The sequence below is a fragment of the Clostridium sp. 10cd* genome, assembly GCF_044336395.1.
In the GTDB taxonomy this organism is placed as follows: Bacteria; Bacillota_I; Bacilli_A; order Erysipelotrichales; family Erysipelotrichaceae; genus Clostridium_AQ; species Clostridium_AQ innocuum.
Genome location: NZ_CP172347.1, coordinates 1,151,707 through 1,172,607, shown reverse-complemented (window position 1 = coordinate 1,172,607; position 20,901 = coordinate 1,151,707). Strand labels below are relative to the sequence as shown.

The following is a 20,901-nucleotide window of genomic DNA, read 5'->3' as shown; positions in this document are numbered from 1 at the left end:
CATAAATAAGAGCAAGTGTATCCTTGCTCTTATTTGAACACTTTACAGTTTACTACTTAAATTTACTCGATTGTAGCATCCCTCAGACCATGTGTCCACTGGTACAGTGCACTTGTCTTCAGGTTCTTGATCTTCTTGTTGTAGAAGTCAAAGTAAGTGTTACCATATACAGGCAGTGCAGAAACGTCTTCATTTACCTGTTTCTGAGCCTCTACCCATTTGTCTTTTGCTTTATCCATATCCATTTCTGTCAATGCAGCATCCATCAGACTATCCAGCTTCTCGTCTTTCAGACGGCTTGTGTTGTCCAGACCATCACCAACATATTTGGAATCAAAGTTCGTTACAGCACCTGACATTGTATCATCTGTGAAAGAAGTAGCCATGAAGTAAACGTTCCATTCTTCAATGTTCTTGTCATAGTATACTTTATCCATCAGTGTGTTGAAGTCAACAGTTGCAACCTTAACATCAGCTTTCAGCTCTTCACCCCAAGCCTTTTTCCACATAGGGATCAGGTTGTTCAGGATATCATGATCTTTGATTGCCATGATTTTGATTTCCAGCTTCTGTCCGTCTTTTTCACGGAATCCGCTAGCTCCGACTTTCCATCCTGCATCATCCAGAAGCTTTTTAGCCTTTTCGATGTCATAGCTGTAGTTTGTTAAGCCGTCAACCTTTTCCTCGCCTGTGATAACTTTACCAAGCTTAGAGATTGGGTTGTTACATGTTGTTGGTACATAACCGATTTCTACACCATCAAGATCCTTGCAGTCCTTGCATTCATAGTAAGAATTCACGAAAGACTGACGGTCGAATGCGTAAGACAGTGCCTGACGTACTTCTTTTTCACTTGTTGCACCATTTACTGTGTTGTAAGTGATGTAACCCATACCACCACGTGGGTAGTGGTTGATTGTCAGATCCTCGTTGTTGGAAGCAGGTCCGATTTTCTTAGGCTCAATCTGTCCTGCCAGCAGGTCGATATTGCCGGATTTCAGTTCCTGATATTCCGTTTCCATCTTTACCGGTTTGATAATGACATTTGCAATACCCTTGTAATCATCGCCCCAGTATTTCTCATTCTTTTTCAGAGATGCACCTGTACCAGCTTCCCATTTGTCCAATACGTATGGTCCGGTTCCGATTGGTTTACCTACAGCATCCTGAATTGGTTTTGTTTTCTTGTAAGCATAGGAATCCTTAAACTGGTTAGAGCTGATAACACTGATGTTCATCAGACTCTGCAGATTATCGTTTCTTGCTTCTGTGAAGTGGAATACGACAGTATAATCGTCCTTCACTTCGATACCAGGATAATCTGGTTCTTCCTTGTTCTTTTTGTTGTTGTACTGCTTGTATCCTTCCAGATACTGGCAAGTAGAGATGAAACGTCCTGTATAGCTTGGATCTGAAACTACCTTGTATGAGAATTCAACATCCTTTGCTGTGAAGTCGCTTCCGTCTGAGAACTTAACACCCTTTCTCAGATTGAATGTAATTGTTTTACCATCCTTGGCAACGTCCGTTTTTTCTGCCAGAGAAGGCTGTAAATTACCATCCACGTCATACTCCATCAACTTGTTGTACACCAGATCGATTACGTATCCGTCGTAAGCACCAGTGTAGTACAATGGTGAAAATGTTCCTGTAAGTTCCTCAGCTCCTACAACTAATGTATCACTTTTTTTAGAAGATCCTCCACAGGCTGTCAGTGAAAGCGCACATGCTGCTGCGGCCATCACTTTGAATAGCTTTTTCATCTAATTCCCTCCTATCATTCCTGATAATGACCTTATTATATCGTAATTCACATAGAAATACAATATTTTAACTCTCACTTTCACACGAAAATGTCATTTTTGTTTACATTTTCATGAAAGAAAACCGTCATTTTTATGAAACCAAATGCATCAGCATGCTATGTATCACTTTATTTTCAGACAAAATGATAAATTTGTGCATTATATATGGACACCCTTTCGCTCCCAGGCAGCTGCAAAAAAAAGGATGCTCTCAATATGAGAACACATCCTTTTTGCTGTTCATGTATAATCTTATCGTTTGTTGAAAGGAACGATTGTCTTAGGAATTCCGTTTTCCATGATCAGTGTAGGCTCACCCTGAATCAGTGGTGTGATGTAGTCATAGAATTCCTGTGTCAGACCCTGGTAATCCGGCAGAATCCATTCAACCGGTACATGTTTTACATGGTTAGCGAAGTTTTCAGCAGGTCCGGAGATGAATTTTGCATTGTATCTTCCATCCACATATTCTCTCTGTACGGCAACTACGTGTCCTGTAAATTTGCCATCAGCACTTCTGCTGTGTGCTGACATACCCAGCTCAAATGCTTCTGTAACGTCAACCAGTGACTGTGCGAAGTTGGAGCTTCTTGCTGCAGTGCTCAGATCCTGCACCTTAGCACGAGGAGCGATACCAGCTTCCAGAATCATGTTTTTCAGGTTTTCACCGGCACCACCTAATACAGCGTGTCCGAAACCGTCATTTACAGCTTCACCGGCTGCAATGTATGTACCGTCTGCATAGTGAGCACCCTCACTTGTAACGATGTAGCATTTTCCTTTTTCATCCATGCATTTCTTAACCTGTGCAAGGAATTTTTCCTTATCGAAATCAACCTCAGGCAGAACAATCAGGTCAACTCTTCCGGTAACAACTGTAGAACCTGCAAGCCATCCTGCATCTCTACCCATTGTTTCCAGAATAAATACTTCTTCACGTGTATATACGTTGTAGTCCAGCCAAGTAGCGTTTACAACTTCATTAGCAAATTTAGCTCCTGAAGCGAATCCCGGACAGTGGTCAGTAACCATCAGGTCATTGTCTACTGTTTTTGGAATACCAACAAAACGCTTGTCGATATTGTTTGCCTTCGCCCACTGGCTCAGTGCATCAACAGTATCCATGGAATCATTTCCGCCGATATAGAACAGAATTTCGATATCATGCTTGTCCATGATTTCAACCAGCTTGCGGTAATCTGTTTCATCGTTTCTCTTCAGCTTGTAGCGGCAGCTTCCAAGTGCAGAAGACGGCGTCTGACGCAGAAGTCTGTTTTCGTACTCGCTCATGTTTGTCAGATCGTATAAACGGTCTTCCAGAATTCCTTCAATACCATTTAATCCACCATATACGTGGTCATATACAGGGTTCAACTGGTTTGCGCGTACCACACCTGCCAAAGAAGCGTTAATAACGGTAGTTGGTCCACCAGACTGTGCAACTAAACAATTTGCCATGTTATAATTCCTCCTATTAACATTTAACATTACGGCATTATTTTAGCACATAATCCGCTATTTTTAAAGTTCCTATTTGTTTTTCTTTGTATTATACTGTCCAAATATACCGATAAAATCAAGAATCAGGTCATTCACAAGCAGAATCGCGGAAACCTGCCAGTTTTTAAAGGCGATGATCACAATACCTGCCAGCATACAGCCCTCCAGAATCAGCAGCAGACGGATATCCTTTTTATAGCGTGCATCCCCCCACAGCGGCAGCAATCCCTTCACATCCTGATGCTTCAATATATAGTCATCCATCAAAATCAATACGATCCAGTACAGAACACCGCCGTCGCGATAGCTGTACAGCAAAGCAGGCATCAGCGCCAGCTCCATACAATGTGCCAGTATATTATCCTGTATTGTTTTTTCCATATGCAAATCACATCCTCATGCATATGGTAACACGTTTCGCAGATTATGGAAGCAAAAGTTTCAGGAACGGCTGCTGCTTTTCCCGCGCAGCTTTTTTCGTGCGAATATCATTTTGAAATCATGTGGATTGAACGGAAACAGCGGATAGAAATAGGAGGTGTTTGTCACGGTGCGGTTGCTTGCCATGATAATCAGCATAAGTGCGATACCGAGCCAGAAGCCCCAAACCGGTGAAATCGCCGTAAGCACCAGCAGCATCACACGCATGAATTTGATCGCATAGCCCAGCTCATAGCTTGGCTGCGTGAAGTTCGCAAGTGCCACAAATGCCATATACAGGATAATTTCCGGTGCCAGCCAGCCTGCATTCACTGCAAAATCCCCCAGAATCAGTGCACCGATGATACTGAAGGAGCTGTTCAGGGAGCTTGGGGTGTTGAGAGATGCCATCTTCAAAGCATCAATACCGAATTCCAGCACCAGAAACTGCACGATGATTGGCAGATTCATATGGTCCTGTATCATCGCAAAGCTGAGCCAGTCCGGTGTCAGCTGCGGATTGCAGTTGAGATAGTACCAGATGGGTGTGACAAGCAGTGTCAGGAAAAACACCAGAATGCGTACGATGCGCAGATAGCTTCCGGTAATCGGTGGCAGATAATAGTCCTGTGCCTCCTGTATGAAGTCAAAAAAGCTGGTCGGCAGGATGAGCACGCTGGGCGAGTTGTCAATCATCAAAATGACCTTTCCCTCCAGAATATTACTGCTGGCCGCATCCGGGCGCTCTGTATAGCGGACCTTAGGAAACGGATTCAGCCATTTGTGCGGTACCAGTGCCTCGGCAAGACTCTCCTGCGCCATGGTCAGCGCCTCCACATGGATTTCCGACAGCTTTCTGCGGATATCATCCAGCAAATCCTGATCCGCCAGTCCATCCATATAGCACAGCACGATATCACTTTTGCTCATGGAGCCCAGCGTATGGTATTCCATTCGCAGATGCGTATCGCGGATTCTTCGCCGTATTAAGGCTGTATTGAAAATCAGTGTTTCCACAAAACCATCCCGACTGCCGCGCAGCACCTTATCATCCTCCGGCTCCTGCATACTGCGTGTAGGATACGTTCTGGCATCAATCACGATACCTTCTTCATAGCCCTCCACAATCATCAGGACACTGCCGCTTAAAACAGATGTAATCATCGCCGCAAAATCCGGCTGCACATCCACCTCGAGATAGGAGAGCCAGGAGTCGCAGAAGGTTTGAATATCCTGTGTTTCCACGCATTCCTTTATGTCTGCTTTCAATAGAAACTCCATCATCTTTTCCAGTATTTCATCCTTCGCAAAGCCATCCACGAAATACAGGCTCATATGGATTCCCTGTACGAGTAGCGGTTTAACGACGATATCAAAGTTTAAATCCGTCTGCATTTGTTCTTTCAGGCGGGTGTTCAGTTTCTCATATTCCTTTTTCAATTGCATCACCTGCTGTTATCGTGTGCAGAATGAAAGGAATTATGCAGGAATTCATGAATGTATACATAGAATATATAGATTTTCTTCTAGCTGCTTTCATTGCTATACTTCCTGTAAATATTTTTTAAGAGGCTCATCCTGCCGCAAGAATCGTTACAATGACCTCGTCCTTTAAACTATCATTGATTGCCATGCCGAATATGATATCCAGTGCACCACCAGCCTCCGTATGTATGAAATTGACAATTTGCTGAACCTCCTCCAATGTCAGCTCACTGTTACCAAATATGTGAACAATCGCATGATGCAGTCCCCTGATATCATGTTCTAAAAGACTTGCGGATAAAGCCTCCTTGACTGCATCTTCCCCTTTCCGATTCCCGCTTCCATATCCGACGCCGATAAACCCGTGCTTCTGTTTTTCCATCGTTGTACAGATATCCGCATAATCAACATTGATGTAAACAGGAATGGTAATCAGCTCATACAGTGCCTGTATTCCCTGCTGAATGATGCTGTTTGCTGTGGAAAATGCACTGGTGATCGGAGCATTGCCAAGATGCTGAAGGATATGACGGTTAGAGAGCGTAATGCAGGTATCCGTGTACGAATATATTTCTTCCATAGATGCCATGGCAGTGCGCATGCGTTTTTTTCCTTCAAAGGGAAAGGGCAGCGTTACAAACGCAATGGTCAGCGCATGCAGCTCTCTGGCAAGCTGTGCAAATACCGGAAGTGCTCCACTCCCTGTACCGCCCCCAAGACCGGCACATAACAGTATCATATCCGCACCCTTCATTCTTTTACAGATTTCCTCCTTCGCCTCGATTGCTGCACGCTTGCCCAATAACGAATCTGCTCCTGTCCCATATCCTTTCGTCTGCTTTTCTCCAATTATGCTCCTGTGAAAGCTGCAGCAAAGCAAGCCGATTGGTATTGACCGCAATATATTCCACACCGTGCAGTCTATGCTGCAGCATATGGCGGATGATAGTATTCCCGCCATCACCGATACCAAAAATTTTAATTGTGACCTTTCCCATAGAATCTCCTTTATCTTTCAGACAGATATCATAACACATGATGTAAATAAAACGCACACCTTTCATTATGTAGTAAGACGATACTGCTGTATCCCCTGCAACCTCATTCTTCAGCACCTGTACAAAAATACGTTTATCATTGCATTCCATTACAAGACATTCTGTAATAAATACCCACCATCTGCACAGCTGATTTTGTATTCAAACCTGTTCCTTCCCCTATATAATTGTTAAAAAGTAGGGCATCTGTAAATTCGCACAGTTTTATCAAATACATACCATCACCTGCCTGTATATTACAATATCCGCTGTTTCAAATTTGACACATGCCGCCAGTTTTCCAGAAAAAAACAGTCCGAAGACTGTTTCTACATTATTTCATATGGATTCCACGATACAGACACTGACCGATTTCTTCCTCACGAAGCAATCCCAGCTCATCCTGCCATTTCAACAGAAAAAACGGATCACGCAGTAATTTCCGCCCGAGAAGCACATAATCACAGCGCTCCTCCTGCAGGATCTGACTGATTTCTGATTCTTTGGTAATACAGCCAACCCCCATGACCGGTAACGTCGTCATGGTACGGATCGTTTCCGCATAGGGTATCTGATACAGCGGGTACGCATGTACAGCTCCTGTATTCAACCCGCCGCTGGATACGGAAATCGCAGCAGCTCCGGCTTCCTCAATCACCTGTACCGTTGACTTCATATCTTCCGGATGCAGACCACCGGCTTCATATTCCTCGGCAGAGATACGAACCACGATATCTCCCTCAAAATTATCCCGGCAGCCCTCCACGATACGGCGAAGCAGAAGGGTACGGTCCTGCCCATATGCATCGCTGCGCTGATTGGTGAGCGGAGATAAAAACTGGTTAATCAGATACCCGTGGGCGGCATGCACCTCCACAAAATCATATCCAAGCTCCCGTGCCCAGCGGCTTGCGAATTCAAAATTCACAATCAGCTCATTGATACCATCCTCATCCAGAGAGATGACATCCCCCTGCTCCATCGGTCCATACTTCTGATTACCAAAGGTATTTTTCATTCCGGCGTGATTTAACTGAATACCGATGTTCACACCATAGGCATGAACACAATCCACAATTTCCTTCAGAATCTGCCGCTGCCTCGGTGTAAAGATCCCCAGACATTCATCATTGATATAGCCGTGGGCATTTACTGCCGTAGCTTCCTGCACGATAAAGGCCGGCCGCCCCTTGGCAAGCGTATCATAATGCGCAACATGATGCAGATTTCCCACACCATCCTTTGTTTTCACCATATAGGTACACATGGCAGGTACTCCGATGCGATTGCTCAGCTCCATATGCCCCAGCTTGTTTTTTTCAAAAACCTTCAAGTGAATCCCTTCTTTCTTAGTTTTCTACTTTCTCACTGTATTCTTCCCACTTTTGCATCAGATTTTCAATTTCATTGTGAATAAGATCAATTTTTTCATCCAGCTCCTGCATTTTATGATAATCGTGGTAATACTCCGGTTCAAAGCGTAGCTCACGAAGAGCCTCCAGCTCCTCCTCCTTCACCGCAATCTTTTTTTCCAGCTTACTGATTTCCTTGCCGTAATTGATGTAGCGCTCCGGCTTTGCACTTTCTTTTTTCTCCGGCTGCTGCTTCTTTTCCACCGGCTGCGCCTTATCCCTGTTCATATATTCCTCATAGGTCAGCGGATAATAGCTTGCCTTACCATCATCAATGACCAGAATCGCGGTTGCCAGCTTGCTGATAAAGTAACGGTCATGGGAAACAAACAGCATCGTGCCCTCATAATCCTTCAGGGATTCCTCCAGCGCCTCTTTTCCGATGAGATCCAGATGGTTGGTCGGCTCATCCATTAAAAGGAAATTGGGGTGTGACAGCATCAGCTTCACAAAGCTCAGGCGTACCTTCTCTCCTCCGGACAGACAGTCTACGGTTTTGAAAACCTCTTCCCCAGTAAAGAGAAAGCATCCCAGTGCAGTGCGCACCTCGGTGCGATTCAAATCCGGAAAGTCGTTCCACACCTCTTCCAGCACGGTATTTGCACTGTTGAACTGCGCAAGCTCCTGATCAAAATATCCAACCTCGATCTGATGCCCGAGCAGAAAGCTGCCGGACAGCGGCTCCACCTGCTTCATCAGCGTTTTCATGAAGGTTGACTTTCCTTTTCCGTTTGGCCCGATCACGGCAATCTTGGCAGACTGCATAACCTCCAGATTCACGGTACATAGCGGCTGGTCATAGCCAATTGTCAAATCCTGTACCTCCAGGACCCGTTTTCCACCCTTTACATTGGGTACAAAGCGGGCATTGAAGCTTTTCTCGTTGCTTTTGGGATCCTCGATACGCTCCATACGGTCCAGATATTTGATTTTTGACTGTGCAAAGGCAGCCTTGTTTTTCTTATACCGGAACTTCTCAATCAGCTCCTCCATTCGCTGAATTTCCTTCTGCTGGCGAATATAAGCGCTTTTCTGCTGTTCCAGATCACTTTTTTTCACATTCACGTAATTGCTGTAATTTCCCGGATACCGCCGCATGACACCGTATTCGATTTCATAGACGACATCCACGACATCATCCAGAAACATACGGTCATGGGATACGAGGACAACTGCCTTGGGATAGCGTTTCACATACCCCTCCAGCCACTCGATCGTATCGATATCCAGATGGTTCGTCGGCTCATCCAGCAACAGGACATCCGGCTTGCTCAGCAGCAGCTTCACAAATGCCAGCCGTGTTTTCTGACCACCGGAAAACGTGGAAATCGGGCGTTTCAGGTCTTCCTCCTGAAATCCGAATTTTGTAAAAATCGTCATCATTTCACTGCGATACGTATAGCCGCCCAGTTCTTCAAAGCGTTGCTGTACATCCGCATAGGCATTCAGCACAGCTTCACTGTGGTCGCTGCACATTTTTTCACTCAGCTCCTCCAGCCGTTTACCAACCGCCTTCACCTGTTCAAAGGCCTGCTCCATCTCTTCTTCCACAATGACATTCTCATCCGTGAAGGTCGTCTGTGCCAGATAACCGATCCGCAGCTTATTTTCCTTATGAATTTCTCCGGCATCCAGTACTTCCGTTTCCGCAATCACCCGCAGCAGCGTTGTCTTTCCGCAGCCGTTTCTTCCGACAATGGCGATTTTCTCAGTATTTCTTATTTCAAACTGTATGTTTTCAAATACGGTTGTTGCACCGTAATATTTGCTTCCTTTATGAATCTGATATTTCATCATCTCCACCTTCTTTTATTAGATTCGTAATATTTATTTGGACGCATTGATGCCGCTGGCAAAGGAGGCGGCTGCCTGTTTGGAAATCTTCTCCCCGTTCTTTAACCAGTATGCGGCATCCTCTTTATTTGATACATAGGCAAAATCTATTTCCAGCCCCTGCATGCCGTCCGCATCCACAAAGGTCTGGTTTTCCTTACGGGCATTTTCACTGCCCTTTCCTGCCATGGTTGCACGTCCGCCCGCTTCCCGAATATTGGAATACATATCGTAGCCGCCACTGATCAGCGGACTTGCACCGACACCGGGATTGTTCGCATCCGTATACGCACTGCCGCTCATCTTCAGCTTCTTTTCCAGACCGTACATAATATTTTTTCCAAGCGTCGGACTGCTGTAGGCACTGTGCCAGATTTCCATACCGCTCACATTCTCATCCGGGTTCGTATTAAACCGCAGATAAATATAATAGCGTGCATGCTTCTGATAGCCGTCTGCCAGTCTGCCGTCTTTTCCATAGGCAGGCTTCGGCTGCTCTGACGCATCGCTTTTCGTTATTTCCACCCGCAGACCATGTTGTTCAAGCTCTTCCTTCATCCATACGGCTGCCTTGTAGGTTTCCTTATATTCTGTGATACCATTCCCTTTATTTCCCTCATCCGGGACATAGGTAAGATCCATATTCATTCCATAGGGATCCAGCAGAACATCAATATCTCCCTCTTTGGGCTTGGCTTTTTCCACGGATAAAAACAGATAGTTCTGATCCAGCTTACTGTCGTAATCCTTCAGCAGATCCTGATCCGCAATCAGCTTTATCGCATTGACATTTCCCTTGCGCTGTACGGTGGTAAAGGTATCCGAATGCAGCGTCCGATCAAAGATAACCCGCTTCTTCACCAGATTATCAATAACCGTTATCTCATAATAGCCGGGATTGAGATCCTCCAGCGTGATTTTCTGATCCGCTGTGGAATCCATGGTCATCGGAATGGTTTCATCCGTACACAGGTTATGCAGCTCTACGGTTTTTCCTGCAAGCTCATCCTTGTCGCCTTTTGCATCATATGTCTGAGTATATAAACCCAGAGATTCTCCGTAAAAGACATAATCCCGAACCGTGAGGGTATCGGCAGCCTTTTTGTTTAACAGATGTATCGTTTCTTCACTGTTCAAGCCGCAGACAGTGAATTTTTTGGCTTCTTCCTTCTTCTGCGGAAACAGCAGTCCTGCGACCGCATACAAAACAAGAGCAACCAGCAGAATCAGCGGTACTGCGATTTTCCAGCGTACCTTGTATTTTCTTTGTCGAGGTGCGTATGCCATGAGTATCCCTCCGTTTTCTAACGTATATCATCAATCAGTGAAGCCTGCAGTTCGATATCCTTGATATGCTTGGGTGCCTGGTCCTTTAACGGCGGATAGCTCATATGCTGCGTGGATACTTCAACATCCAGCATATCCTTCGGACGTTTCGGTACCGGCAGCATGGTATCCTCAAACTCCACGTACTGTATAGGAAAAACACTTTCCAAGCTGTATACAACCGGATGAAAAAAGGAATTAAAGGTCCAGGTCAGATCATAGCCAATCCATGCGGTGTTCTTATTGATCTGCCCGTATTTTTTTGCATTGCGTACAAATCGGCGCTTTAAAAGCAGCGGATTGCAGTGCAGATTCTCAAAGAAGACGATCAAAACCATCAGAATACCGTTGCGCACACGCCATATAAAATCCTTTGCTTTGTTTTCGCTTACATGATCCAGCACAAAAATATCAATGAACAAGCCGTCACTATCTCTGCATTTATTTTTTAACAGCGCGTTGTATTCCACACAATAGGTACCTTTTTTTCGTACCTTCATCGGCGGAACCAGCACATTATACTCTCTGTGGGTTTCAAAGCACTGTGTGATATAGGCATCGCCCAGTTCATGAACCACCCTTTGGAATTTTTCATAATCCTCGCGCAGCATTCCGATATCCGCATCATCATCCCATGGAATAAAGCCTTTGTGCCGGACAGCGCCAAGGGCACTTCCGCCGGTCAGCCAGTATCGAATGTTGTGCTTTTTACACAATGCATCTATATCCTTCAGCATTTCCAGCAGTACGAGCTGTACATCCCGTACGGTAATGCTGGTACCATCTTTTCTTGTCTTTAATATGTACTCTTTCATCACAAATCACCATGTTATATTATAGAAGATAAAGATAGCGAACACAACGGTTTTCAAAAAATATCACAAAAAGGTAAGAAACCATAATGCGAAATCACTAAAATAACAGAGTCACCGGTAATATTTGAAAGTACCGGGCTTTTTTGCGGTCCAACCGCGTCATGGAGAGCAGGACAACCACAAAGCATGTAAAATAAACACTACGGATACGGAAATCTATCCTAAACCGTCCTGAGGAGCGCATTGTTTATCGATCTGCTATGAAATCCCCTTTTACATAAAAAAATAACAAAAAAATCAAGCATTTGTGGATTTTTTAGGAATTTGACAGATTCCATACGTATAGAAGGGGGTAAGGAGCCCTTACAGAATGGAGGACATAAAAATGTCAAATACAATGCATCAACTCAACTACAGTAACGATCTATTTTTTAAGTACACCCTTTCCCGTGAGGATGAAGGCTCTGTGTACGCCCGCAACACCATCATTGAGCGTGTTACCGGAATCAGGGTAAAGGAAAGCACCGTACTCAATCCCAACCTGGATCCGGGCATCATCGGAAAGAAGCGCATCATTCTGGATGTGCATGTAAAGGATGAACAAAACCGTCATTTCAATATCGAGATGCAGACGACCTGTAGGGGAATAGCGGAAATGATGCGCTTTGAATTTTACGGTGCCAGAGCGTTGAACAATCAGCTGAAAAGCGGTGAGTTTTATGATCAATTAAAGCCGGTTTATCAAATCATATTCATTGATGAGTATGCATGGAACAACAGAAATCTGATCAATCACTATCAGATGCGCAATGAGCAGGGAGAAGATGAAAGCGGCTATCCGCTCATCCTTCGCACCTTTGTTCATATGCCGGCAATCAATGACATCGTAAAGGAGAAGGAAATGCAGAGGCTGAATGACTTTGAACAGTTGGTGTATCTGTTTGAAAATAATGAAAAAAATGATATACTGAAGTCAAAGGAAAGGCTGGTGAGGGTATTCATGAACAAGTATGAGGAAATGCAGAAGGATGATGAGCTGTGGTCAACCGCAATGGCGATTCAGATGGGAGAGGCACGTTACCGCAACGGCTTGCGTGACAGCTTTGAAGAGGGAAAAGCTGCCGGAAAAATGGAAGGAAAGATAGAAGGTAAGCTGGAAGGAGAGAGACAGCTCTTACACAAACTCATAGAAATTAAGTATCATGAGGACTGCGTAACGTGGCTACAGGCATTAACCGAGGAGCAGATGCATATCGTATCCACGTTACTTCTGGAATGTGACACCTTCGAATCACTCAAAAAGCAATTACATAATGCTGATATGAAATAAGTTATTCTATACATCATAATTGTGAATTTCTTTTCTATACCGTAAACGAAAGGCTCTCAGCACATGAAGTGCTGAGGCTTTTCATATTGTTCATACAAATGTCAGTTTTCTCTATAGGCTGATATACTGAAAAAAGGGAAAGAACATCCAAAGGTTGAATGACTTTGAACACTGCTGTATCTGTTTGAACATAATGAAAAAAAATGATATACTGAAGTCAAAGGAAAGGCTGGTGAAGGTATTCTTACCCAAAGGGTTCCACGTGAGCAAGTACGAGGAAATACAGAAGAATGACGAGCTTTGGTCAACCGCAATGGCGATGCAATTGGAAGAGGCACGTTACCGCTATGACTTGGAGGACTGCTCTGAATAGAGAATAGCAGCGGAAAAGATGGAAGAGAAGAGGCAATTCTTACACAAACTCATAGAAATCAAGTATCATGAGGATCATATGACATGGCTTTGTACTTTGACAGCAGAGCAAATCGAGAACATCTCCAATCTCTTTTTAACCTGTGATACTTTTCAGGAACTAAAGTGTCAAGTGGAGAGTAAAAAAATACATAAAACCGCCTATAAACAACACCAGCCACCTTTTAGAATGGTTGGCTTTATCTTTTACGTATGTAAGGAAACCGTAAGGACTCCTTTTTTTACATTTCTGCTTGTATCATACAATCGGATAACCCGTATGTATTTCCTCCATATAGAGCTTTTCCATATAACTCAACATATGTATATCGGTTTTTCGTTAGCATAAACGCCTATATGTTAGTTTTAACGTTTATTCGTTATTTTCATAACGTTTTTCCGTATTACAATACATATAGAGGAGGAAGAATCCCATGAATTATCTAGAGAAACTAAAGCTCCTTATGAAGCAACATGGTCTCAATGAAAATCAGCTGGCAAAAAAAGCCAATGTACCGCAGAGTACCATAAATTCCTTATTCCAGAAAAATAACCTTCCTACAATTTCAACACTGGAGGCACTATTGGAAGCCCTGGATATGACTTTGAGTGAATTTTTCTATGATGATGCGCTCATGAAGAAACATCAGCTGGAAGAACAAAATTTAATGAGCAAATGGAATTTCATGACCAGTGAGCAGAAAAACGGGGTACTCATACTCATCGATTTATTGTTAAACACCCGCTCTAACAGAGCAAACGGATGAAAGTGCATTACAAAATATCACAGCTGTCCTTATACTCCAGCAGTGATTTTTTTATCCTCCACGTATACCAGGCAGACACTTTAACGACGTATTCACAATATCAATTGTATCCCACATATAATCTGCTTTATGGAACAATCTCAGGTATCAGGATACCGGGTGCAACAGCCTTGAGTATATTTTAGCGTAAAGGCTCCCATATAAAAACATTCAGGAAATGCCATACAAATAATCCCGATATTGAGAATCCTCAACCTCTTTATTTCAGAAAATGATCATCTATTCCATTAAATATGACATATTTAACATTTTTCCGTTAATACTAACGCCAATACGTTATACATAACGCCTTTGCGTTAGTTTTGCTACGCTTTATCGTATTACAATAGATATAGAACAGGAGGTCGCCATGGATTATTTAGAGAAGCTAAAAGTATTGATGAAGCAGCATAATCTTACGGAATACAAGCTGGCTCAGAAAGCCGATGTAGCGCAAAGCACCATCAATTCCTTATTTCGTAAAAATAATCTTCCGACGATATCTACGCTGGAATCACTGCTGACCGCAATGGATATGACACTGAGTGAATTTTTTTATGATGAGTCCCTCATGAAGAAGCATGAACTGGAAGAGCAGAATTTACTGAAGAAATGGGGCCTTTTGACAAATGAACAGAAAAAGCCTATCTTACAGCTGATTGATCTGCTGCTGAATAACGGCAGTAAGAATTAAACGATACAAACAAGCAGACGAAAAAACTGCCGTGTCATAATGATGCGGCATTTTTCTATATGATAATCATACATGTGGTGTGAAAAATTTCCATGATGCGAATATAATCAAGCCGCTCGATACTGATCCATTCCTGTACAGGTACAGGGTGCTCATGCAGTGCCTTCTGCAGCCAGATTACATCTCTCCATGCATCGAATTTATAGCCTGCATTACGCAGCACACCGATTTCTGTAAAACCAAAGCTTTTATGCAATGCAAGACTTGCGTCATTGGGCAGTGTGATACAGGAAATCGCTGTCTGCAAACCCTGCAGCTTTAAAATCTCCAAAAGTGCCGTATACAGTGCCGTTCCGATCTGACGGCGCTGAACCTGCGGCAGCAGATAAATGGATACCTCCACATTCCACTGATAGGCAGCGCGCTCCATGTGACGATGGGCATAGGCATACCCCACGATGTTCTGATCAAGCTCACATACCAGATACGGATATTCCCTTTGGATCTTCATCATGCGTCCTTCAAATTCCTCCAGAGAGGGAACATCGTATTCAAAGGTGATAACACTGTTTTCCACATAATGCGCATAGATGGAAAGAAGTGCCGGTGCATCCGACAGCTGCGCAAACCGTATTTTTTTCATGGTGCTCCTTTCCTTCCCCACAGACTGTGAAGCCAACACAATCCTCCCCTCACAGGAAAGCCATGGACGTATCCATGGCTTGGTTTTTAAAACAACAGATTCTTCGGTGTACGCGGGAACGGCTCCACATCACGGATATTCTGCATTCCTGTCAGATACATCAACAGACGGTCAAAGCCAAGACCGAAGCCGGCATGCTTGCAGCCTCCGTATCTTCGCAAATCCATATACCACTGCAGACTGTCTGTCGTCATGCCCATATCCTTCATGCGCGCTTCCAAAACATCATAGCGTTCTTCACGCTGACTGCCGCCGACCAGCTCACCGACTCCCGGGACAAGCAGATCACAGGCTGCCACGGTTTTTCCATCATCATTGACACGCATGTAGAAAGCCTTGATTTCCTTTGGATAATCCGTCAGGAAAACCGGTCCATCCACGATTTTCTCACAGATATAACGCTCATGCTCGGAATTGAGATCCATACCCCATTCCACCTTGTTATCAAACTTCACATCCGCCTGTAACAGCAGATCGATTGCTTCCGTATATGTCATCCGCTTGAAATCCGAATTGCGCACCTTCGTGATACGTTCAATACAGCTCTTATCAATCATCGTATTGAAAAATTTCATTTCCTCAGGCGCATTTTCAAGAATATAATCGATGCAGTATTTCACCATATCCTCGATCAGGTTCATATCATCCTCCAGATCCGCAAAGGCAATTTCCGGCTCAATCATCCAGAACTCACTGGCATGACGGCTCGTGTTGGAATTCTCCGCACGGAAGGCCGGACCAAAAGTATACACATCACGGAACGCCATGGCAAACGCTTCGACATGCAGCTGTCCGGTAACCGTCAAAAATGCTTCCTTCCCAAAGAAATCCTGCTCATAATCGGCATCATCTCTGGTTGTCGCCTTAAACATTTCACCGGCACCCTCACCATCATTTCCCGTAATGATCGGTGTATGTACGTATACAAAGCCCTGATCCTGGAAAAATTCATGAATCGCCATGGATAATACCGAGCGCAGACGGAAGATTGCATAAAAGGAGTTGGCACGCGGACGCAGATGTGCAATTTCACGCAGATATTCAAAGCTGTGACGCTTTTTCTGCAATGGATAATCACGGTCGCAATCCCCTTCCAGCGATGCTTCGGTAACCTGAATTTCAAACGGCTGCTTTCCCTGTGGTGTCAGCACGAATTTTCCGGTTACAGTGATCGCCGCACCTGTCGGATATTTCTCAACCTCCGCAAAGTTTTTCAGCTCCTGTAAATACACCAGCTGCGCATTTCGGAAATATGTTCCGTCATTCAGCTCGATGAAGCCAAGCTTGCCACTGCAGCGGTTTGTCCGAACCCAGCCCTGCAGCTGCACATATTCCATGCTGTCCTGTTCCACATGAGATCCACTCATAACGATCTCATACAGCTCGCGTATTGTCATAAATTCAAACATATTCATTTCCTCCTGTTTACGGTACAAAAAAACGTTCCCTTTCAGGAACGTATTGTACGCGGTGCCATCCTGATTCCCATGCGTTTGCCGCATGAGCATCTTCTTCGGGATATATCGTTCCCACACGAAACCGTCTACTGTTGTTCTCCGGTTCAGCTCCACAGCCGTTCAGATATAAATCCGTATGCATGCAGCTTCCACCTTCCTGCATTCGCTAGTTGCGCGTAATTTATTCTGTTCTGCTTCAACGCTCTACATTCAGATTGTTGGTCTCAAAGACCAGCTCCTGTATAGATGATACCACATCCACGCTCTTTAATACAACCCCTTTTGGAATTTGTATATGTTCATGCGTAAAATCCACAAGTCCTGTGATACCACAGGCAATCAAGCGATCGACCGTTTGCTGGATATTTTCAGAAATCGCCAGAATTGCGATACGGCAGCCATCCGGCACCTTCTTCTCCAAATCCGCAATATCATATACCGGTATACCGAAGCGTACACCCTGACGGTCTGGATTGACATCAAATGCACAGGCAATCTCACCAACCACATAATCCCATTTATTATACTTCATCAGTGCCCGGCCCATATTACCGGCTCCGACCAGAATGATTTTTTCATCAAAATCCATACCGAGCTGCTGATTAAAAATTTCAATCAGCCGATTGACATCATAACCATATCCCTGCTTTCCCAGATTTCCCAGAAAAGAAAAATCACGGCGAATCGTCGTCGGTTCAATATTGACGACACTGGCCAGTTCCTTGGACATGATTCTTTCTACACCTGAACTTTTCAGCTTGCGCAATGCCTTCAGATAGACAGGATATCGCTGCAGCGTTGCCTTTGGCACATTTTTCTCTGTCATGTTTATCACCTATTGCATAGTATAGCACACTTTTTTAACTTTGTGAATAAACTATCATATTTAACTTTTTTGAAAAGGGAAATTTCCTGCCGGACACAGAAGTAGAAAGCAAAACACGGAGTGCTTTAGATGTTCAGCATACGGGGAGAATGAATGCGGAAATGATTGCAATACGTTTCCATCCCATCACCAGTTATTTTATCTGTATCCGTATGCAATATTGTACGTGATGCTGCATGGGTTCCTGCATACGGCAGTATAGACTGCATAGCAAGGAACGGACAGCTTCCTTTACAGGAAAGGTACAGGTCTGTTTTCGTTTCTTACGCCGATACTGTAGAGCATCCCCTTAAGGTACATGCATGGTCTGTGCATTTCACATCCGGCTGCTCATCAATGACTTCCTGCATATCCTTTATCAAAGCACCTTTTCCTTGACGCTCACCTCTTATATCCGATAAATCCAGTACGTTGTTTCCATCACATCCTGTAAAGCACATTCCTACTCACAGCAGCTTCTCCATCTGTACATGAGGAACATGCTCATCCATATGCTCCTCCCCGCATATGGTATAGCCATAGCTTTCATAAAACGCACAGGCACGGCATTGTGCATCCAGAATACAGCGCCTTCCCTTTTTGCTGTGAACGATGCTCTCCATCTCGGATAGCAGGACACCGCCCAGTCCCTGATGGCGAAACTGGGGAAGTACCGCAATACGTCCGAAGACCCATGCCGCCTCCTCTTCCTTTGGAAAACAGCGTGCACAGCCTGCAAGTGTGCCATCCACATAAACAGTAATATGTACGGCAGTCGCATCAATTTCGTCAAATTCATTCTGAAATCCCTGTTCCTTCATGAACACCTCAATACGAACATACCTATAGTCCTGCTCGTTATCCTTTGTTTTAATTTCTATCATATTTGCTCCCATCCAAGAAAAAAGGCAAGCTCGACATAGCTGCCCTCTCTTATATAATCATAAAGCCGAGATCATTGATAACCTTTCTGGCAACGGCCACCATATCGGAGTTTCCCTCCACAATGACGCATTGCTTTTCCAGATTTACCTGAAAATCCACTCTGGTTTCAGCCAGTGCCGTCTCTATTCTTCTCGCCTTAGTATCATCATCCAGATACTTTACCAAAATAATGTTCTTCAAGCGGATCACCTCGTTGTTATTGTATCACAATCCCTGTAAACAATCCAATAGTTGATACGATTGTTCGTGAATTGTAAGAGAATTTAATCTTCAACGATTGTTCCAAGACTTGTGGAAAAGGTTCCCTTTAAATATATGCGGATATGATGGTCCTTTGCATAGTTGACACAGCGGTCATGCAAAACCCTCGATTTCATATTCAGCATTTCGTCGTAGGTCAGTTTGTCGTATTTAATCGCATATTCATTCAGCTTGGGATCCTTGTCATAGACACCATCCACATCTGTATAAATATCCACTTCCTTGAGATCCAGCATATCCGCAAACAATACCGCACTGTAATCACTGCCTCCTCTGCCGAGGGTCGTCACATGACCACTGGGGGAGATACCGATAAAACCGCCGACAACCAGCACATCATAGCTGTTCAGCTTCTTGCGTATTCCGGTATGATCCAGCTTCAGTACCTTTGCATAGTCATAGTTCTCATCGGTAGTATTCCGCAATCGAAAAAAGGGAGCGCATACGCCCGTATTCCCATATCCAGAAGTTCACTGCATATCTTCAGTGCAGATAGCTGCTCTCCCATAGAAACCAGTCTGGCTTTTTCCTGCCTGGTGAGAAATTCACTGCCCATGGACAGCAGGGTATCCGTAGCATACGCATCCGGATAGCGGCCCATGGCCGATACCACAACAATCACTTTATTTGTCTTGCTGCTTTCCAGCACATGACGGTACACATATTTCCTGGTCGCTTCACTGCGCAGGGAGGTACCGCCAAACTTCATTACTTTCATGTTCATATGCATAACCCCACATTCCTTATACCATATGTCAAAAGATGTCGGAATGTGCGGTTTTTTCGCCCAGTTCGCTTGATTTCATAGTACTTTCAGGAAATTGGAATCCGTTCCTGCTGGTAAAAGAAAAAGATACCCAAAAGCCGTCATGTGCATGCAATTGCACATACGCTCAGGTATCTTATCAAAATTATGTCGTTTATCTTATTTTTTCAAAGCCTTCACAAAACGCTCAGTAATCTGCTTCGGACGTGTGATAGCACCACCGACAACTGCACTGTAAGCACCAGCCTCATATACTGCAGCCAGATCCTCCGGCGTATTGATTTTGCCCTCCGCAAGAATTGGAGCCTTGATTGTTTCCGCCAGCTTTTTGAATAGCTCAAGATTTGGACCATCCACATTTTTGGAATACGGCGTGTATCCGCATAAGGTGGTAGATACACAGTCAAAGCCGATGTTTTCCGCATTCACGCATTCTTCATATGTCGAGCAGTCCGCCATGGCAAGAACACCGTGTTCATGCACATAGTTGACGAGATCCTCCAGCTTTTCCCCATTCGGACGATCACGAAGCGTCGCATCCATAGCGATCATTTCACACCCTGTTTCAAATAGCTCATCCAGCTCCTTTTTCGTTGCGGTGATATAAATATCACTATCCGGATAGCTGCGTTTCACAATTCCGATAACAGGCAGATCAACGACTTTTTTAATTTCGATGATATCCTCCTTGCTCTGTGCACGGATTCCTACGGCACCTCCCTGTTTTGCCGCAAGCGCCATTCTTCCCATAATGAAGGATGAATGCAGTGGTTCATCAGGCAGCGCCTGACAGGACACAACAAGTCCACCTTTAATTTGTTCCAGCATGTTCATAATTAAGACCAACCTTTCCTGATATACATATACAGTATAATCCTTTTCCTTTTTTTTGTCTTCCCTTTCCTAGATGATTTTTATGGAATTCAATTCCCCGACGCCTTTCAGTATGTATCAAACAGCAATGGAAAAACAGCCTGCCGCAATCATCCCTGACGGGACTTTTAGAATATCCATGCGCTTGCTTCCGTTA

The 20,901-nt window shown here is 44.2% G+C and carries 22 protein-coding genes and 1 pseudogene; 4 read left to right on the top strand and 19 right to left on the bottom strand.

The features are described from left to right. Positions 1–62 precede the first annotated feature (62 nt). The 10 genes from ACG3M1_RS05820 to ACG3M1_RS05775 all read right to left on the bottom strand — a co-directional run bounded on the left by ACG3M1_RS05820 (position 63) and on the right by ACG3M1_RS05775 (position 11,633). Complete coding sequence (locus ACG3M1_RS05820; RefSeq protein ID WP_395815019.1) at positions 63–1,763, bottom strand: ABC transporter substrate-binding protein; 1,701 nt, start codon at positions 1,761–1,763, stop codon at positions 63–65. Positions 1,764–2,057: 294 nt separating this feature from the next. Further along, positions 2,058–3,263, bottom strand: a complete 1,206-nt coding sequence (locus tag ACG3M1_RS05815; protein WP_008819701.1) for a diphosphate--fructose-6-phosphate 1-phosphotransferase — start codon at positions 3,261–3,263, stop codon at positions 2,058–2,060. 72 nt (positions 3,264–3,335) lie between these two features. Beyond that, the gene (locus tag ACG3M1_RS05810) at positions 3,336–3,686 is read right to left on the bottom strand and encodes a hypothetical protein (RefSeq protein WP_008819700.1); all 351 of its coding nucleotides are present in this window, start codon (positions 3,684–3,686) and stop codon (positions 3,336–3,338) included. 60 nt (positions 3,687–3,746) lie between these two features. Beyond that, on the bottom strand, positions 3,747–5,171 hold the full coding sequence (locus ACG3M1_RS05805; RefSeq protein ID WP_224721000.1) for a spore germination protein: 1,425 nt from the start codon (positions 5,169–5,171) through the stop codon (positions 3,747–3,749). Between the two features lie 127 nt (positions 5,172–5,298). After that, positions 5,299–6,060 (bottom strand): cell division protein FtsZ, encoded by a 762-nt coding sequence (locus tag ACG3M1_RS05800; protein WP_395815429.1) that lies wholly within the window; start codon positions 6,058–6,060, stop codon positions 5,299–5,301. Further along, positions 5,969–6,208, bottom strand: a complete 240-nt coding sequence (locus tag ACG3M1_RS05795) for a hypothetical protein (RefSeq protein WP_256213747.1) — start codon at positions 6,206–6,208, stop codon at positions 5,969–5,971. The genes ACG3M1_RS05800 and ACG3M1_RS05795 overlap by 92 nt, the downstream gene beginning before the upstream one ends. 373 nt (positions 6,209–6,581) lie before the next feature. Next, positions 6,582–7,580, bottom strand: coding sequence for an NADPH dehydrogenase (locus tag ACG3M1_RS05790; RefSeq protein WP_008819697.1), 999 nt, complete (start codon positions 7,578–7,580; stop codon positions 6,582–6,584). 16 nt (positions 7,581–7,596) lie between these two features. Continuing rightward, on the bottom strand, positions 7,597–9,456 hold the full coding sequence (abc-f, locus tag ACG3M1_RS05785; protein WP_395815016.1) for a ribosomal protection-like ABC-F family protein: 1,860 nt from the start codon (positions 9,454–9,456) through the stop codon (positions 7,597–7,599). A 30-nt stretch (positions 9,457–9,486) separates the two neighbouring features. Beyond that, positions 9,487–10,779, bottom strand: a complete 1,293-nt coding sequence (locus ACG3M1_RS05780) for an N-acetylmuramoyl-L-alanine amidase (RefSeq protein WP_008819695.1) — start codon at positions 10,777–10,779, stop codon at positions 9,487–9,489. 17 nt (positions 10,780–10,796) lie between these two features. Next, positions 10,797–11,633 (bottom strand): LicD family protein, encoded by an 837-nt coding sequence (locus ACG3M1_RS05775; protein ID WP_008819694.1) that lies wholly within the window; start codon positions 11,631–11,633, stop codon positions 10,797–10,799. A 370-nt stretch (positions 11,634–12,003) separates the two neighbouring features. Here ACG3M1_RS05775 and ACG3M1_RS05770 point away from each other — a divergent pair, with 370 nt between their 5' ends. The 4 genes and pseudogenes from ACG3M1_RS05770 (at position 12,004) to ACG3M1_RS05755 (ending at position 14,874) form a co-directional block, all read left to right on the top strand. Continuing rightward, a complete protein-coding gene (locus tag ACG3M1_RS05770; protein WP_009269595.1) occupies positions 12,004–12,963 on the top strand; it encodes an Rpn family recombination-promoting nuclease/putative transposase in 960 nt (319 codons plus the stop codon). A 133-nt stretch (positions 12,964–13,096) separates the two neighbouring features. Beyond that, positions 13,097–13,516: pseudogene (locus ACG3M1_RS22840) on the top strand (hypothetical protein); the annotation flags it as partial. 292 nt (positions 13,517–13,808) lie between these two features. Next, entirely contained in the window at positions 13,809–14,141 is a 333-nt protein-coding gene (locus ACG3M1_RS05760; RefSeq protein ID WP_008819691.1) for a helix-turn-helix domain-containing protein, read from the top strand. 409 nt (positions 14,142–14,550) lie between these two features. After that, complete coding sequence (locus tag ACG3M1_RS05755; RefSeq protein ID WP_002608065.1) at positions 14,551–14,874, top strand: helix-turn-helix domain-containing protein; 324 nt, start codon at positions 14,551–14,553, stop codon at positions 14,872–14,874. Between the two features lie 55 nt (positions 14,875–14,929). Here ACG3M1_RS05755 and ACG3M1_RS05750 read toward each other — a convergent pair whose 3' ends face one another. From ACG3M1_RS05750 to ACG3M1_RS05710, 9 genes are all read right to left on the bottom strand, one after another. Next, a complete protein-coding gene (locus tag ACG3M1_RS05750; protein ID WP_009269597.1) occupies positions 14,930–15,517 on the bottom strand; it encodes a GNAT family N-acetyltransferase in 588 nt (195 codons plus the stop codon). Positions 15,518–15,603: 86 nt separating this feature from the next. After that, the gene (gene asnS, locus ACG3M1_RS05745) at positions 15,604–16,986 is read right to left on the bottom strand and encodes an asparagine--tRNA ligase (RefSeq protein WP_022300673.1); all 1,383 of its coding nucleotides are present in this window, start codon (positions 16,984–16,986) and stop codon (positions 15,604–15,606) included. A 16-nt stretch (positions 16,987–17,002) separates the two neighbouring features. Then, a complete protein-coding gene (locus ACG3M1_RS05740; protein ID WP_002608062.1) occupies positions 17,003–17,176 on the bottom strand; it encodes a hypothetical protein in 174 nt (57 codons plus the stop codon). 54 nt (positions 17,177–17,230) lie between these two features. After that, positions 17,231–17,860: a redox-sensing transcriptional repressor Rex gene (locus ACG3M1_RS05735; RefSeq protein WP_002608061.1), complete on the bottom strand. Its 630-nt coding sequence runs from the start codon at positions 17,858–17,860 to the stop codon at positions 17,231–17,233. A gap of 506 nt (positions 17,861–18,366) precedes the next feature. Further along, a complete protein-coding gene (locus ACG3M1_RS05730) occupies positions 18,367–18,783 on the bottom strand; it encodes a GNAT family N-acetyltransferase (RefSeq protein ID WP_002608059.1) in 417 nt (138 codons plus the stop codon). 49 nt (positions 18,784–18,832) lie between these two features. Beyond that, positions 18,833–19,033: a hypothetical protein gene (locus ACG3M1_RS05725; protein ID WP_227761467.1), complete on the bottom strand. Its 201-nt coding sequence runs from the start codon at positions 19,031–19,033 to the stop codon at positions 18,833–18,835. A 74-nt stretch (positions 19,034–19,107) separates the two neighbouring features. Beyond that, positions 19,108–19,530: a hypothetical protein gene (locus tag ACG3M1_RS05720; RefSeq protein ID WP_395815013.1), complete on the bottom strand. Its 423-nt coding sequence runs from the start codon at positions 19,528–19,530 to the stop codon at positions 19,108–19,110. Further along, positions 19,485–19,829 carry a hypothetical protein gene (locus ACG3M1_RS05715; RefSeq protein WP_395815010.1) on the bottom strand — a complete coding sequence of 115 codons (345 nt, stop codon included), beginning with the start codon at positions 19,827–19,829 and terminating at the stop codon, positions 19,485–19,487. Before ACG3M1_RS05715 ends, ACG3M1_RS05720 begins: the two co-directional genes overlap by 46 nt. A 201-nt stretch (positions 19,830–20,030) precedes the next feature. Continuing rightward, on the bottom strand, positions 20,031–20,699 hold the full coding sequence (locus ACG3M1_RS05710) for an N-acetylmannosamine-6-phosphate 2-epimerase (protein WP_021420104.1): 669 nt from the start codon (positions 20,697–20,699) through the stop codon (positions 20,031–20,033). Positions 20,700–20,901 lie beyond the last annotated feature (202 nt).